At 34.8% G+C, this 15,738-nt stretch carries 13 protein-coding genes; all 13 read right to left on the bottom strand.

The window, feature by feature from the left end; translation table 11 throughout:
• Positions 1–11: 11 nt before the first annotated feature.
• Positions 12–1,520: an acyl-CoA carboxylase subunit beta gene (locus CS063_RS07470; RefSeq protein WP_099449069.1), complete on the bottom strand. Its 1,509-nt coding sequence runs from the start codon at positions 1,518–1,520 to the stop codon at positions 12–14.
• A gap of 351 nt (positions 1,521–1,871) precedes the next feature.
• The gene (locus tag CS063_RS07465) at positions 1,872–2,435 is read right to left on the bottom strand and encodes a tRNA (mnm(5)s(2)U34)-methyltransferase (RefSeq protein WP_099449068.1); all 564 of its coding nucleotides are present in this window, start codon (positions 2,433–2,435) and stop codon (positions 1,872–1,874) included.
• Positions 2,425–3,147: a pseudouridine synthase gene (locus tag CS063_RS07460; RefSeq protein WP_099449067.1), complete on the bottom strand. Its 723-nt coding sequence runs from the start codon at positions 3,145–3,147 to the stop codon at positions 2,425–2,427. Before CS063_RS07460 ends, CS063_RS07465 begins: the two co-directional genes overlap by 11 nt.
• 30 nt (positions 3,148–3,177) lie before the next feature.
• Positions 3,178–4,323, bottom strand: a complete 1,146-nt coding sequence (locus CS063_RS07455; protein ID WP_099449066.1) for a D-alanyl-D-alanine carboxypeptidase family protein — start codon at positions 4,321–4,323, stop codon at positions 3,178–3,180.
• Positions 4,324–4,409: 86 nt separating this feature from the next.
• Positions 4,410–5,006, bottom strand: coding sequence for an SMC-Scp complex subunit ScpB (gene scpB, locus CS063_RS07450; protein WP_099449065.1), 597 nt, complete (start codon positions 5,004–5,006; stop codon positions 4,410–4,412).
• Positions 4,987–5,754, bottom strand: coding sequence for a segregation and condensation protein A (locus CS063_RS07445; RefSeq protein WP_099449064.1), 768 nt, complete (start codon positions 5,752–5,754; stop codon positions 4,987–4,989). The genes scpB and CS063_RS07445 overlap by 20 nt, the downstream gene beginning before the upstream one ends.
• 192 nt (positions 5,755–5,946) lie before the next feature.
• Positions 5,947–7,131, bottom strand: a complete 1,185-nt coding sequence (locus CS063_RS07440) for a D-alanyl-D-alanine carboxypeptidase family protein (protein WP_099449063.1) — start codon at positions 7,129–7,131, stop codon at positions 5,947–5,949.
• Positions 7,132–7,418: 287 nt separating this feature from the next.
• Positions 7,419–7,799 (bottom strand): hypothetical protein, encoded by a 381-nt coding sequence (locus CS063_RS07435; protein ID WP_180270722.1) that lies wholly within the window; start codon positions 7,797–7,799, stop codon positions 7,419–7,421.
• A 353-nt stretch (positions 7,800–8,152) separates the two neighbouring features.
• A complete protein-coding gene (locus tag CS063_RS07425) occupies positions 8,153–9,235 on the bottom strand; it encodes a hypothetical protein (protein ID WP_099449060.1) in 1,083 nt (360 codons plus the stop codon).
• 589 nt (positions 9,236–9,824) lie between these two features.
• Positions 9,825–10,073, bottom strand: coding sequence for a hypothetical protein (locus CS063_RS07420; protein ID WP_099449059.1), 249 nt, complete (start codon positions 10,071–10,073; stop codon positions 9,825–9,827).
• Between the two features lie 296 nt (positions 10,074–10,369).
• On the bottom strand, positions 10,370–11,881 hold the full coding sequence (locus tag CS063_RS07415) for a hypothetical protein (protein WP_099449058.1): 1,512 nt from the start codon (positions 11,879–11,881) through the stop codon (positions 10,370–10,372).
• A gap of 192 nt (positions 11,882–12,073) precedes the next feature.
• Positions 12,074–14,008 carry an oxidoreductase gene (locus CS063_RS07410; protein ID WP_099449057.1) on the bottom strand — a complete coding sequence of 645 codons (1,935 nt, stop codon included), beginning with the start codon at positions 14,006–14,008 and terminating at the stop codon, positions 12,074–12,076.
• Between the two features lie 139 nt (positions 14,009–14,147).
• A complete protein-coding gene (locus tag CS063_RS07405; protein ID WP_099449056.1) occupies positions 14,148–15,707 on the bottom strand; it encodes a PucR family transcriptional regulator in 1,560 nt (519 codons plus the stop codon).
• Between the last annotated feature and the right edge of the window lie 31 nt (positions 15,708–15,738).

Genomic DNA, 15,738 nt, shown 5'->3' with positions numbered 1-15,738 from the left:
TTCCACCTACCTTATACTGTTGGGTGTTTTTTATAGCTATCCACCTGTTTGGTTGCTAAAATCTCTAATGCAGCAATTACACGTTTACGTGTTGCTGCTGGTTCAATAATATCATCAATATAGCCTTTTGCTGCTACTGCATAACTACTGCTTGTAAGTGCTTCATACTCAGCTACTTTTTCCGCAATCTTCTCAGCAGCTACTGTACTTTCTTTAATTTCTTTTTCGTACATGATACGTACAGCACTTTCTGGATTTAAAGTAGAAACCTGTGCTGTTGGCCAAGCAAGTACATAGTCTGCACCAATGTGTTTACTATTCATGGCTACGTAACTGCTTCCAAATGCATGATTTAAAAGCACATTTACTTTAGGTATGCTTGCATTAGCAAAAGCATGCACTAAACGACTGGTTTCTTTAACCATACCCATATTTTCTGTAGCCACAGTTGAGGTGAAACCTTCGATATTCGTTAAAGTAACTACAGGAATTCCATAGGCATCACAAAGGTTAACAAATGATGTTACTTTTTTAACACCTTTGTAATCAACTTGAGCTTCTGTTGTAGCAATGATACCTGTTGTACCACCATTGAAACGTGCAAAGGCTGTTAAGACACTTTGGCTGTAATCTTTTTGTAACTCAAGAAAGCTTCCATTATCAACAATAGCAGTTACGATATCTACTACCTTTCCATTTTCAAAATCAAAGTTATTAAGCCCTGCTTCTACGCGATTAATATCATCTGTTACAGTATAAAAAGGTATTTCTTCTTCACTGTTAAGTGGTAAGTAGCTTAATAATTCTTTTACTTGTTTAATTAAATCTTCTTCTTTATCACTTATAAAACTCGCAAGTCCACTTTCTTCTGCATGTACTTTTGCTGTTGCAAGTGTATCAAAAGATGCCTTCTTATCCTCCATTGCATTGGGACTGTTTAGGAATACTCTGGCATTTTTAGAACTCATAAAAACAAAATCAGAAAGCCCAGCAATAAATGCAGCTCCACCTGCACAATCTCCTGCTATAACAGCTAGCTGAGGAATCACACCTGAAGCTTGTGTCATTTTTGTAAAAATAGCACCATAGCCCTCTAAAGCATCTACTGTCTCTTGTAAACGAAGACCTACTGTATCTAAAAAGCCAACAACAGGAACACCCATTTTCATGGCTTTATCATAGACATTTACAATTTTTTTAGCATGCATTTCGCCTAATGCACCACCTAATACGCTCGCATCTTGACTATAAACATAAACAGGGCTACCGTTTACTGTTCCATAACCTGATACTACACCATCACAAGGTGTATCTTGACTGTCCATGTTGAATGCCAAACTTCTACTTTTTACAAAGGTTCCCATTTCCACAAAGCTGTTTTCATCAAGTAAGTTCGTAATCCTGTCTCTTGCAGTTAATTTTCCTTTAGCAAGAGCTGATTTTTTAGCATCTCCATTACTACTTTTTTCAATAGCAGCTCTGCGAGATTCTAATTCAGATAATTTTTCTATTGTGCTCATCTGATACCCTCCATTTAAAATTATTTAAAGCAAAGTGCAAAAATCGCCACTTACATTCTACTAGACTATAGGGCAATATTCAATATAAATTAATAATTTTTATTAAAAAATATTAAATTATAAATTTTATTTTTATTATTTTGTATATATATGTAAGTTTTTGCTAGTATATCAAAATTATAGGAGTCTTTGTTAGATATTTCTTATATTGTTAAAATATTATTTTTTGTTTTTACTTTATTTCATTTATTAAAAAATTTTTAGTTACTAATGGCTTTAGCTATACTAACGTAAAAAAAGAGTCTTTTCTAATCCTTTAGAAAAGGCTCTTTAACAAATAAATCCACTTGCTTAACTTTGATGCCGTATCATAAAAAGTACAGGGCACTGCCCTTTTACATTGCAGGAAATCATTTGAAGTACCAAGAACTGAGCTGGAAGCTTGGTGGATAGGTACTCTTGAATAGCTTCATGTTCCCTTTTCCCCTCTTCATGACCAGGGTACGTTATAATTGTCATAATCCCCTGTGGGTTTAAGCATTTCAAAGCTGCTTGAATTGCCTTTAAGCTGCTCTCCTTTTGTGTTGTACAGTTCTTACTTCCATGAGGTAAATACCCTAAATTAAACATAACAACATCCACTTCTTGCACATAATGAAGAAGCTCAGCATGGGTATTTAAAATAAGTTCTACCTTGGAGCCAAAAGCCTTAACCTTTTCGTAACTGGCTGCAACTGCTTGACTTTGAATATCAAAGCCAATAACCCTTCCTATATTAGGACACTGTGCTAAAAAGCAAAGATCCATTCCATTTCCCATGGTAGCATCTATAGCTATTAGACTAGCCGGCTCTCTTTCTTTGATGGCTTCTTGAATTAAAAAATGTGCATTGTCTGTCATTATCTTACTCAGCATCTAAACCACCTACTCGTCTTAAATAAGCAATCTCATCTAATGTCAGTGGACGGTATTTACCACGGGGTAATTTATCAAGTGTAATTTCACCTATAGCAATACGAGTGAGTTTGCTTACAGGATGACCAATACATTCACACATTTTACGTACTTGACGATTACGTCCTTCATGAATGGTAAGTGTCATTTCTGTACATTCCTTGCTCCGATTAAGTACCTTCACCTTAGCGGGCGCTGTTACTTTGCCATCAATCATGACACCTATTTGAAGACGCTCAATATTCTTCTCACTTACTGCACCTAACACACGAACTTTATAGGTTTTATCTACCTCATGTTTAGGATGAGTAAGTGCATAAGTCAGCTCACCATCATTGGTCATAACTAAAAGACCGGATGTATTATAATCCAATCGCCCTACTGGAAAGATACGTTCCTTTACTTCTGCCATAATATCCATTACTGTCGGACGTCCCTTTTCATCTTGTACCGTGGTCACATATCCCATTGGTTTATTGAGTAAATAATAGACATACTTTTGTTCATCGCTTACTAATCTATTATCACACGTTACCAAATCACCCACTTTCACTTGTGTGCCTAACTCTGTTACCACCTGCCCATTAATGGTGATACGCCCCTCTAAAATATAAGCTTCACACTTACGACGCGAAGCTACCCCACATTGGGCTAAATATTTTTGTAATCTCATGTGCTCCTCCTCAATTTCTTCTTTGTTTTCTTATCTATTTTTTATGAAAAATCCTTTTATATAATCGACTACTGTAGCTTTACGAACAGCTTCCTGAGTTTTTAAATCTCTCTTTGCTAATAAAACATCATTACAGCGAATCTCTACCTCACCTACGATCTGACCTTTTTCAATAGGAGCTACTAACTCTGTAGGAACTACTTTTTTAATAGTCAGTTGTTTTTTTTCTTCTTGAAGCAAAGGTAATGTCACTTCTTCTGTACACTCTAGCGATACTTTTTTAACCACGCCTTTTTTTACATTTACTTGGTCATAATCTTTGATTGGTTCTAAAACTTTTACCTTTTCATAGTTTTTAAAGCCATAATTCATTAAGTTTATAACGTCTTGATATTTTTGAGTTTTGCCTTTATTTCCCCAACCTGAGGCCAAAGCAACACCAATAAGCTGCATATCTCCTCTTTTAGCTGACCCAATAAAACAATGACCTGCTTTATTGGTAAAACCAGTTTTCATTCCATTGGCATCTGGATAACTATACAAAAAACGGTTTTTATTTTGTAAGCTATGGGATCTACTACCTTCTACTTTTACAGTAGGAATAACTATATTTTCCGTAGTTATGATTTTAACAAATTCAGGATTGTTAAGAGCATATGCACCAATAATAGCTAAGTCATAAGGAGTTGTATAATGTTTAGGTCCATCTAGCCCATTAGGTGTTTGAAAGCTAGTAGAAGTAGCACCTAGTTCATAAGCCTTTTGCGTCATCATCTCACAAAAGCCTTCTACACTACCACCAATATGCTCTGCAATAGCTACAGCTGTATCATTGTGGGACTCTAACATCAAAGAATAGAGTAGATCCCCTAAACGTTGTTTCTCTCCTGTGCGTAAATGTAGCTTTACCTCAGGTGCACTAGCTGCTTTAGAAGAAATGGTCACAATATCATCCAGCTTTCCTTTTTCTAAAGCAATAATACACGTCATAACCTTTGTTGTACTGGCCATAGGAAGAGGTGATTGTGCTTCCTTACCATAAAGAATACGCTTACTCTCTTGTTCAATAAGGACAGCTCCCTTAGCTTTCACCACTGGTGGTGTGGGGTAAGCCATAGTAAACTGAGAGGTTAAAAGTGTTGTTAGAAGTATCAAACTAATTGGAAATGTTTTCATAGGTATATCTCCTTTTAAAGTAAGCACTAGCTTACCATTTACTTACCCTAAAATCATCTCACATTTATACCCTTTTTATACACGACTTAAAAAGAAGTTGGTCCTTCCTCTTTAATGTGATCTTCATAATAATTCATCTCTAGCTGCACTTCTTCTTTGAACTTCTCTAACAGCTCTTCTTTAATTTGAGGCAGCTCTTCTAGATTTTTAAAACCAAAGTGCCTTAGAAACTCTGTTGTTGTTCCAAAAAGAATAGGACGCCCAATCACATTCAAACGTCCAACCTCCTCGATGAGTCCATACTCCATCAATTTACTGATAGTATGCTCACAACGAACACCCCGTACATCTTCAATTTGTGTACGGGTAATAGGTTGAGAATAGGCTACAATCGCTAATGTTTCAATCAGTGCCTGTGTTAATAAATTTTTGACTGGTTTTTGTTTAAAACGTTGAATAAGCGCCATATGACGTGGCGCTGTACACATTTGATAACCATCTTCTACCTCAATAATTTCAATTCCACTGTATGTCTCATTGTAGAATGCATTGAGTTTATGAACAGCCATATGAATCGTTATAGCTTCTACATCACAGAGTTCACACAACCGATTACAACTAATACTATCTCCTGAATAAAAAAGTAAAGCTTCAACGGCACTCTCAATCTCCGTTTTCTGCATCACACATACCTCCTGTTATCTGAATATCACCTAATGGCTGATTCTGTTCAATCTGAATCTGTTTTTTATGCACTAGCTCCAAAAGTGCCATAAATGTAACAATAAGTTCTATTTTAGGCATTTGACGTGAACAAATCTCAAAGAAGGTTATCTTCTTTTTAAGGGTAATTAAATTAAGAATATACTGGCCCTTTTGTTCAATTGTATAAACATCTCTCTTAAGAAGAGTATAGTCGATTTTTCTTTCTTCTTTCTCTTGAAGCTCTAAATCCTTCTGACGCATTAGCATCTCAAAGGTATCATAAAGACCCTTAAGACTCACATCCTCTAAAAGAACATTGTAAGGTATTTCTACCTCCGGTACTTCCATCTTAGCTATCTGATTACGAAAACAATAGGTATCTGAATCTTCCTGATGTTCTTTAAGCTGCTCCGAAACATATTTTACTTTTTTATATTCTAAGAGTTTACGCACTAATTCTTCACGTGGGTCTTCTTCTGATTCAAGTAGTTGTGGTTCTTTAGGAAGAAGCATACGTGATTTAATTACAAGTAAGGTCGATGCCATTACAATAAATTCACTTAATTGCTCAAGCTCTACCTTAGATGTATCTTCCAAATAAGCCATATATTGATCCGTAATTGAAGCAATCTCAATGTCATAAATATTCATCTTATTTTTCTCTATCAAATACAATAATAAATCCAATGGCCCTTCAAAATCCTGCAATTTAAAAGTTATTGCCACACTTTTATCCCCCTACTTTTTTATACTCCCTCTAAGTTTACCACATATTTCCCTTAAATTAAAAGAGCATAAAAAAGGAGTAAGCCAAAAATCTTCTCTTTTCTCAAATTTCTCCTTTTAATTCATAAAAAAGAAAAATGATTATTGAGGAATCTTTCCCTACTCCCATTTTACTTACCCTATTTGATTGTTTTAATGAGATAAGTTAAAATAACGTTTTAACATATAAGGTAACATATCACTTAACTTAGCTTTTGCTACATCATAAGTAGCTACAACAGGTTCTCTTCCTACTTCATTACCACCTAAAGAATAAATAATCGTTCCTACTTGTTCACCTTTAGCAATAGGGGCACAAAGTCCCTTCTTGTATTCTAGGGTGTAGGTTAGTTCTTCTTTATCATTTTGTTTAGGTACTACAAGAGCTTTCGTCTCTTCAGGTGTTACCTCTAAAAATTCTTTATCTCCTTTTTTTACCTCTACTTTACCTACAACAGTTCCCATTTTAGGCCCTGTCTTTACTTTATAATTGGCAAAACCATAGTCGAGAAGCTGAGCTGCCTCTTGAAAACGAATTTTCCCATCTTGTGCGCCCATAACAACAGCAATAAGATGCATGTCATCACGGGTAGCTGTAGCACTTACACAGTGTTTAGCTTCAGGTGTATAACCTGTTTTAAGTCCTGTTATCCCTTTATACCATTTAATCATTTTGTTCGTATTAGATAGACCAAATTCAGAATCACCACGTCTTGTATGGTGTACAATACTATCCATCCAAATGGTTAGTGTCTTTGAAAGCTCTGGATATTTCTGCATAAGTTCACGGGACATAAGGGCAATATCCTCTGCCGTAGACACATGTCCTTCTGTATGAAGGCCACAAGCATTTTTAAATACCGTATGATGCATCCCTAATCCCTTGGCACGTTCATTCATCATTTCCACAAATTGTTCTTCACTGCCTGCAATATACTCTGCCATAGCCACTGCTGCATCATTAGCTGAAGCAATACAAATACACTTCACTAAATCACGTACAGTTTGTTCTTCACCAGGTTCCATATAAACTTGAGAACCTCCCATATGGGCAGCATGTTCACTCACGGATACCTTGTCCTCCCAAGTAATTTTACCTGCTGCAATAGCATCTTGAATCAAAAGAAGAGTCATAATCTTTGTAATACTAGCTGGTGGGAAAGGTGTATCCTTCTCTTTCTCAAGTAAGATCTTACCGCTTTCTTCTTCCATTAAAACATAACTTCTTGCCGTTGCTCCTATGGTGGTCGCTTTTTTAGCCTCAGCCGCTTGGGCAAGACAAGAAGAAAATAATTGCATCACAATGACAAGTCCTATCAAAACTTTCTTACATCTCATAAGTAGCCTCCTCAATTCTATTTGCTTCTAGTATTTGTCATTATCTGCAAATTATACTTTTTTCGAAAGAGGAGTTCTACTTTTCAATTTATTTGGAGGTATCAATACCTTTGTTATTTAAATTTTACTAATTAAATAGCTCTACTACTGTCTCAACGTGCCTTTGGACAAATTGAGAAAACTATTTGGCGTTAAAAAGTTCTCTTAACCTAGGGGTAACTATCTACCATCTATATTCTGAACCATTTTAGTAAAACTATTCCCGTCAATCACTATCAAATTATATTTTAATTTTCTAGGCGACTTTTAATTGTTACTTTTTCAGTACAACCTAATTTATTAATTATTTCAAGTACCTCCCTATAGCCATCTTCCAAATTCACTATTTCACTTTCAAGAATATCTGCAGTGTTGTATCTTCCCAAAATACTAAATATATTCTCTATATTGCAAAATAATTCTCTATATATGCTAGTGGATTCTAGATTATTATTTCCTATCCATGTGGCTCTAATAAATATAGCAAGAATAAGGTTTTTCCAAGACTCATCTAGAAAACTAATTTTATTAGGATTAGTTCTAATTGCAGCTATATCATCTTCTAAATTCATTACACCAACAACTCTATTAATATGATAATGAGTAAAAGTTTCATATAACTTCCACATTATTTCCTCATCTTCATCAAACACTAATCGTGGCAATTTATTAGCTATATAATCTGCTTCCCCTAATTCATGAATTAATACAGCTTTGAACTTTTCATCGGATAAATTACTATTAATAACTATCTAAATTTTCTTTCTTTTCCTCTATAGTTTCTCCACAAAAACTAGACAAAGTTGAATCTTCAAAAATTTTTAGTGTTTTATTTTGTCTATCCAGTTTTTCTTTAATATAATCATAGAACTTCCTAATCTTTATATTACACTCAAATATGGCGTTGCACCTTTTACACATACATTTTACCTCAATATTACTTTTTTATATTTATGTTTCGTTTACAAAATTATATATCCACTTATTTCTTATTAACTTCTCTATACAAATCCAACAAGTTTTTCCCAGTTGTTTTCTCGATATAATCTATTAAAGCTTTACCTCTTAACCCTTTTTCCAATATCTCAGAAGCGTGGTTTCTATTTATCCCTAGTTTTAGTAATATATTATAATAATCTTGTGTTAAGCAAAGATTTAATGGTCTTCGTACTGTTATAGGTTGATAGTTATCTTTCATATCATCTAGTGAATGTTCTTCTATTTTTTCACAAGTAGGTTGTTTATAAACTCTAGCCTTCACATAAGGTATTTCAAATATTTTTGCACAACATACTCTATGATTCCCATTTAAAATTTTATATACTCCATTTTTTTCTTTTAAAGTTATATCATCGCTCCAATTATTTTCCGGTGATGAAATATATGTATTAGTTGTAAATTTTTCTAATAATGTTTTGCATAGACCTGTTCTAGAACAAACATTTTTGAGATATTTAATTTGACTTATCGTATAGTGCATTTCATTCTCTTCGAAAAATTTATATGTATCATTGTAAGTATGAAACAAATTCAAATCTCCAAAAATTTGTTTCATTATACACCTATTACCCCAGCCTCCAGATTGAATCGGATACATTATCTTCGAAGTATCTACATATTCAAACTTATCATATCCTTGCGAAATATCATTTGTAGTACTCATATACTTTTCATTAATAGGATCCTGATAAGGTTTTTTGTTCTCAAATAGTAATTTTCTATTTTCAAAAATAACTACATCATCCCTCATATTTTTTACTTCTAATAGTATAGTAGTTTCTTGCATTTTCTCAATTAATCTTCTATATCTAATAAATTTAATTAATAAAATTGTCTTTTTAATTAAAGTATCACATGTTGATATCTTGTTATAAATTTCAGAAAGTATAAACTCAGGATATTTTTCATATATCTTAATATAAATTCCAGGTAAATACTCTATTACATCGTAAGATTCTGTATCTAGATCACATTTGTTTATCCTAAAACTTATGCCATTAAAAATAATTCTCAAAGATTCAAACTCAATATTTTCTTTCTTTTTATACTTTATTTCATATTTCATAATAGCTAGTCCCCTTTTATTTATAAATTAAACTTTAAAATACTCATCTCTGCTAATATTCATTTTCCCTTGTCTAGACATCTTCTTATCAATATAATGACCTAGTTTTATCTTTGAATCTCTAATATCAAAAAAATCATTATAGAAGATATGCCCCCTGCTAAAATCAGCTTTATATTCTTCAATAGTCATTGTATAAAGTGAAATAGGATAATCAAATAGTTTCTTATATAAAGCCCAGTCTTTTTTAGTTTGAGGTGGATCAATAGCTTCATAACGTACAACAGTGCAGCCACCAATGATATAGCCATTTTGATAAAATAGTATTTTTGATTCAGTAATAGACTATCCTTCGCAAACTTAGGTACAACAGAATCCGTTGGTGTTCTGCAATTACTAAATGCCCACTCTCCAAAATCCTTATAATCTGCATACTTAGGTTGTAAGAAAGGATTACATATAATGGTTTCTCTTGATTTTCATCCACTATATTTTGGTTAATTGATATGTATTTTCGAAGTTCAATAATGCTATATAATTCTACATCATAATCCTCTTTTAGAGTCGTTACTATTCCACAATCATCTTCCTAACAAACCACTACATATTTTCTGTCTTGCTCCATATTAGAAGGATGCCCATGAAGTATAAAATTACTTGAAACATATTCAAACTCAACTGTTACATCTACACCGTTATAATCAATAGAAGCAATATCAAAGCCTCTTGCAGATGATGGAACCAATTTACTAAACCCTAGACTTTCATGAAGTTTAGAAAATGCCATTACTACCCCTAACTCTTCATTAATATCACCATAAAACTCTATTTTCTTCATCAGTATTTACCTAACCTATCTTATCATTCTTATATTTTATAATATTCAGTATAATATGTACACATTTTTCCTTATCTTTCGATTTATTTTACTGCAACACATAAGTTAGAATTATCTTTGGTACAAAAAAATAGGCCAACTAAGGATATCCGATTCCCCAATTGGCCTATCATTATAGCTTACATTCTAACCTTCTTTTATCCAGTAATCTAATTACTAATGTATTTCCCAACACTTCGATTTGCCCCAACATCTTCAATCATAAGTCTTCAAACTGATCCGAAAGCCTTCGTTTTTTAGTAGGTTACTGGTTTGTCCTCACACATAACTTCCCATGTTGCACCCCCAGCAAATGCATTATCAGCTGCATCATATATTGTTAAAACTTGTGTTACAGTAATAGTCTCAGTAACGCTATTATTAGCGTTAGCTCTAACTGTAAGAAAGACAGCCTTAGATTCAGCTGAAGTTGTTATATCAGTTATTGTGAAACCAGGTGCGTTGAATGTATCTACTGTAAGATTTGATTGCTTAATAGCTTCTGAGTAAAAAATTGTAATACTACCGGTAATATCTTGTGGTACATTCTCATTGCCATAATCTAGAAGACAAGTAAGATCTGTACTACCTATAACCTTAGCAATATCAGGAGTTGATACATCATTATCATGATCCCACTTAACAATTTCAGGAGCTATCTTATCATCAAGCTGTATCTTGTAATCAGATGCCAACTTACTACCACTTACTGACACTGAAGATGGAGCAGCAATAGTAGTAATACCAATCCTAGCTCCTGCCTCATCTGTTACATCAGTAGCTAAATCTTTATCTAGAAACAAATCCACTTCTGTTTTTCCATCCGCATGAATAGTGGTTTTTCCACTATCTACAATATTAATTGAACTTGGAGTGGTTAAGTTAGTTAATACTATATCGCTCACACTAATACTTCCCATCTCCTTATTGAATACAACCCTAATTTGATTCTTAGCTATTAATTGAGCTTTTTCCATAAGAACATTTTCTGAATCACTGCCATTTGAATCACTACCACTTGAATTACTGCCACTTGAATCACTGTCACTTGAATCACTTTTTGAATCGTTGGTCTGAGATGGTTGAGCTATTAATAAACCTGCTTTTTCAGCTTTAGTTTTTAAGTCAGCATTGTCACCAACGATATCAGCGATAACTGTTTTTCCACTAGCTTTTTCAGCAGTAAGAGTACCATATACAACTCCTATTGCAGCATCTCTAGTTAAGTCACCAGTTAAAGTTGCATCAACCTTGCTTCCTTTAGTTTCTGCAAGCTTAGCAACTGAAAGCTTATAGTCTGGAACAGTATAACCCATTTGGTTAAGCATGAATGTAGCAAATCTAGCAGCTGTAACAGTATCCTTAGCTCCAATAAAGTATTTATCATTCTGAGTTGAACCACTTATAATACTATTTGTTGCTGAATAAGCAACTACGTTCTTAGCATAATTTGATATACTAGCAGCATCATCAAACTTAGCTAAAGCTTCAGCTACTTGGTCAGCTGATAATGCACTAGCAGTATCATAGTATCCAAATAACTTTGCTAAAAATATTAATGAATCCTGTGTAGTCAATGCATTTCCTAGCCCTACCTTAGGATCATTAGCATCTTGACCTGAATAGAGACCAAGATCTTTTAATGTTACAGCTTTATCCGCATTTGCTAGTGTAGCTGAATCAGCTGCGAATACAGCAGTCATAGAAGTAAGCATTAGTGCTACTACTAGAACTACTACGATTAATTTCCTGCCATTTATCCTATTCATATACCCTCCTTATTTATTTTATTAAGTACTTTTCTTCTGACTTCATTCTATGCTTTATTTAAAGAATTTTCAATCATTTATTTCTAACTTTGTCAATAAATTACGATACAAAAAATACCTCCGATTCACTACGGGAACCGAAGGTATTTTTCTATGTTATAACTATCTCACTGAATAGCTTATGCTTTAAATCTAGTCGATGCTCATTGCTGCATACATACCAGCACGTACGGCACCGCCAACCTTACCAACTTTAACACAATCACCAATGATATGTGTCTTATTATGATATTTCTCATCAATTGCTCTTGCAACAGTACTATTCGGTACCATACCAAAGGATGCTACAACGGTTGTTCCTTCAATAAATACTTCTGTTCCATCTTTTTTAACAGCTTTAACGCCGTTTGATGTAATTTCAAGAACCTTATGTCCAGTACAGATTGTTACACCCTGTTTAAGCATCATTGGAATCAAGGAAGCTTTATTAATAAAATGATCTCCCACTGCCACTTCATCCAACATTTCAACAACAGTGACTTTCTTTCCTTTCATGGCTGTCTCTAACGCTGAGTCGCAGGAAGATAAACCACCACCACAATAGATGATATGATCACCAACCAGTTTTGATTCATCCAGATGAGCCTGAAGAATGTCTACAGTGTTCTCAATACCCTTAATGTTTACTTTTACAGGCACAGCGCCTGTTGCAACAAAGATTTCATCTGCTTCAGCAAGGATTTGAGAATCTGCATTGATTGTTGTATTCAATTTCACATTTACATTTAGAATTTCCATCTGACGTGAATACCATGTTACCAATTCTCTAAGCTGACTTTTAAATGGAGGTGTTGCAGCACTTCTTAATTGGCCTCCAAGACCTTCTGCAGCTTCTACAAGTGTAACGTCATGACCAATCAAAGCTGCTGTACGTGCTGCTTCCATACCACCAGGGCCGCCTCCGACAACAACTACCTTCTTAGGTTCGGTTGTTTTTACCAACTGGAAGCGTTTTTCAAATCCTGTCACAGGATTCACCGAACAGCTGATCTTAGTCAGACGGTTAATAATCCTTCCGATGCAATCCTCATTGCAACGGATGCATGGACGTACTTCATCTCGTTTGCCTTTTAAGAGTTTCTTTGCCATATAGGGTTCAGCAATTAGTGGACGTCCCATCAGAACAAAATCTGCATGTCCTGCTTCAATCAGAGCCAGGGCTGTTTCCGGCGTATGGTTACCAGCATTTAAAATCGGCTTGTTCGTTACTTTTCTTGTTGGTTCGCATACCTCTGACATACAAGCATCCCCTAGATAAGCCGGTGGGAAGATATAGTCAATATTTTCATAGCTTCCGGTATCAATATCAAAGGCATCAACGCCTGCATCCTCAAGGTATTTTAATAATGGCAAGGTTTCTTCCAGTGTTCTTCCACCTTCAAAATGATGCTTCATTGCCATTCTAAAAATGATAGGCATATCAGGGCCGATAGCAGAACGGATTGACTGAACGATTTCTACAGCAAAACGCATACGATTTTCTGGACTTCCCCCATACTCATCTTCCCTTTTATTCCAGACAGCACTCATAAACTGATCAACTAAATAACCTGCATGGGCATGTACCTCAATTGCATCAAAGCCAGCATCTTTTAAAATCTTAGAAGAATAGGCAAATTGCTTCATAATTGTCTGAATATCATCCACTGATAATGCACGGCAGATTAAATCCGGATTGAACATGGATGGAATAGGTGAAGCTGATACGGGTGGTTCACCGTACATATTAGCAAATGCATTTTTACCTGTACCACAGCTTAATTGAGCTACTATTTTCGTTCCGTAACGTTGTACGGCTTCACATAGTGTCGTCAACTGAGGAATAGGATAGGTTGTATCCAGATAACCTTCTAGAGAACCCTGTGCAAGCTCATGGGTGAGGAATTGACATCCCATGATGATCATACCTGTACCGCCTTTTGCTCTCTCTTCAAAATAATCGATTTCATCTGTATCGATGGTACCGTCCTTATGTCCTGCATTGAGTCCCATAGGCGCCATGGCAATACGATTTTTCACTTCCATTTTACCAATTTTATATGGGGTCATTAACTTTTCAAATGGCATGTAACTACCTCCTTAATAATAATCGCAGATATTATTTGTGATTTATTTAACAATATAATTATACCATATGCATCTATCCGACTTCATCGTGCAGGAAAATACAAAAAAGTTGTAGCTCTTGTTAGTATTGCACAAGAAGCTACAACTTTCCCGTATATTCAAGAATTTTATATGAGACAAAGAATTTCATCGCTATCGCATCATCCTCCAAACAGTCACCAAGAAGTTCATAAATTTTTGACATCCTGTAAGATAAGGTATTACGATGTATGTAAAGACTATTGGCAGTAGCAACAAGATTTTTCATATTTGATACATAGGCATAGACCGTCTTTAGATACTCTGTATTATGCTTTTGGTCATACTTTTTTAGCTTTAATACCGACGGATGACAAAAATCCTCAACATCATGATGTGCACCTGCCAGCTGAATCATATGATAAATTCCGTAGTCTTCATAGAGATAGATCGCTTCGTCTTTTCCTACTTTTTTCCCCAGGGATATGGCATTCACCGCTTGACTAAACCGATCTTTCAATTCAATAATATCATTAAATTCCTGACTGATTCCAGCTTTCAAAGCATTCTTTCTCAAAAATACATCTAATGCTCCCAACCCACGTTCATTGATATAGACATTATCCTCACATCCAAGAATGATAACCAGTTTATCCTCATAAATAACTGTTTCTTCCTCAGTAAACAGCTGCGTCAGAGTCTCACGAATATAGGGAATGAGTGTATAGGTATCTTCATATGAATTATATTCAATCGCAAGCACATACATTTTATAGGGTATCCGCCATTTGATATATTTAACACGATCAAGAATATTTTCCTTGCTCAAATGGTCGCCGTTTAAAAGATCCAAAATCAGATTTTGTAGCATAACATTTCTCGAATCAAAATACTGAGAATTCTTCTGCATTTCAGCAGAGATTAAATCGCAGACAAATGTTACAACTTCCAAATCTTTATCCTTAAATGGCCTCCTATGTTCAAGAACCGCCAAGTGACCTACGATGTTACCATCAATATTTACAGTGGCAAAAATTCGATTTACCCTACTGATTTCACCCAAATTGCCAATAATAGGTGCTTTTAACCTGGCAGATTGCTCTACAAAAGGTTTAAAATCATATTTCACCGTATATTCATAAGTACAATAACCCGTATTGCGAAACTCGTTCCAGGCATTGTCTTCAACGTCATCGCAACGGGAATAAGCTAAAAGTCTATGATTATTATCTCCTAACATAACAGGGTTTCCCAATAATTCACTGGCAATCTCCATAATATACGCCAGTCCCCGACCTTGAATGATGGAGTTGAGCAGCGCAGCTGAACTCTGGGTAAATGATTGGGAATCTGACAATATGTCCTGAACCTTATTCATGAGTTTATTCACTGATACTTGTTCAGGCAAAAGACACCAATTTCCACTTTTTTGATTCATTAGTTTATCTTTAAACGCCGCTATCTCCTCGTAAGAACAGATTAAAAGAAAATTACCGTTCTTTGGTTGATTCTCACTAGCTAATTGATTCGCATAACCGATATAGAGAAGCTCTTTGTGCCATATCTTTTGATTATAAATTAAGCGTGTTGATTCGATTCTCTGTTCTTCATCAAAACATACTATGACATAATGCTCCTTATTCTCAAGCTTTTCAATAATCTGTTCAAATTTTAGATTCATACTGATTCAACTCCTGCCATGTTTATATACG

Origin of the sequence: Sporanaerobium hydrogeniformans (assembly GCF_002735925.1) — a bacterium.
Taxonomy (GTDB): Bacteria; Bacillota; Clostridia; order Lachnospirales; family Cellulosilyticaceae; genus Sporanaerobium; species Sporanaerobium hydrogeniformans.
Note: the sequence above shows the minus strand (reverse complement) of the source record. Positions and strands in the feature narration are given on the sequence as shown.

What these genes read in the sequence shown, in the direction of transcription:
- CS063_RS07470 (WP_099449069.1), bottom strand. Translation starts at nt 1,520, where the DNA reads ATGAGCACAATAGAAAAATTATCTGAATTAGAATCTCGCAGAGCTGCT.
- CS063_RS07465 (WP_099449068.1), bottom strand. Translation starts at nt 2,435, where the DNA reads ATGCTGAGTAAGATAATGACAGACAATGCACATTTTTTAATTCAAGAA.
- CS063_RS07460 (WP_099449067.1), bottom strand. Translation starts at nt 3,147, where the DNA reads ATGAGATTACAAAAATATTTAGCCCAATGTGGGGTAGCTTCGCGTCGT.
- CS063_RS07455 (WP_099449066.1), bottom strand. Translation starts at nt 4,323, where the DNA reads ATGAAAACATTTCCAATTAGTTTGATACTTCTAACAACACTTTTAACC.
- scpB (WP_099449065.1), bottom strand. Translation starts at nt 5,006, where the DNA reads ATGCAGAAAACGGAGATTGAGAGTGCCGTTGAAGCTTTACTTTTTTAT.
- CS063_RS07440 (WP_099449063.1), bottom strand. Translation starts at nt 7,131, where the DNA reads ATGAGATGTAAGAAAGTTTTGATAGGACTTGTCATTGTGATGCAATTA.
- CS063_RS07435 (WP_180270722.1), bottom strand. Translation starts at nt 7,799, where the DNA reads ATGTGGAAGTTATATGAAACTTTTACTCATTATCATATTAATAGAGTT.
- CS063_RS07425 (WP_099449060.1), bottom strand. Translation starts at nt 9,235, where the DNA reads ATGAAATATGAAATAAAGTATAAAAAGAAAGAAAATATTGAGTTTGAA.
- CS063_RS07420 (WP_099449059.1), bottom strand. Translation starts at nt 10,073, where the DNA reads ATGAAGAAAATAGAGTTTTATGGTGATATTAATGAAGAGTTAGGGGTA.
- CS063_RS07415 (WP_099449058.1), bottom strand. Translation starts at nt 11,881, where the DNA reads ATGAATAGGATAAATGGCAGGAAATTAATCGTAGTAGTTCTAGTAGTA.
- CS063_RS07410 (WP_099449057.1), bottom strand. Translation starts at nt 14,008, where the DNA reads ATGCCATTTGAAAAGTTAATGACCCCATATAAAATTGGTAAAATGGAA.
- CS063_RS07405 (WP_099449056.1), bottom strand. Translation starts at nt 15,707, where the DNA reads ATGAATCTAAAATTTGAACAGATTATTGAAAAGCTTGAGAATAAGGAG.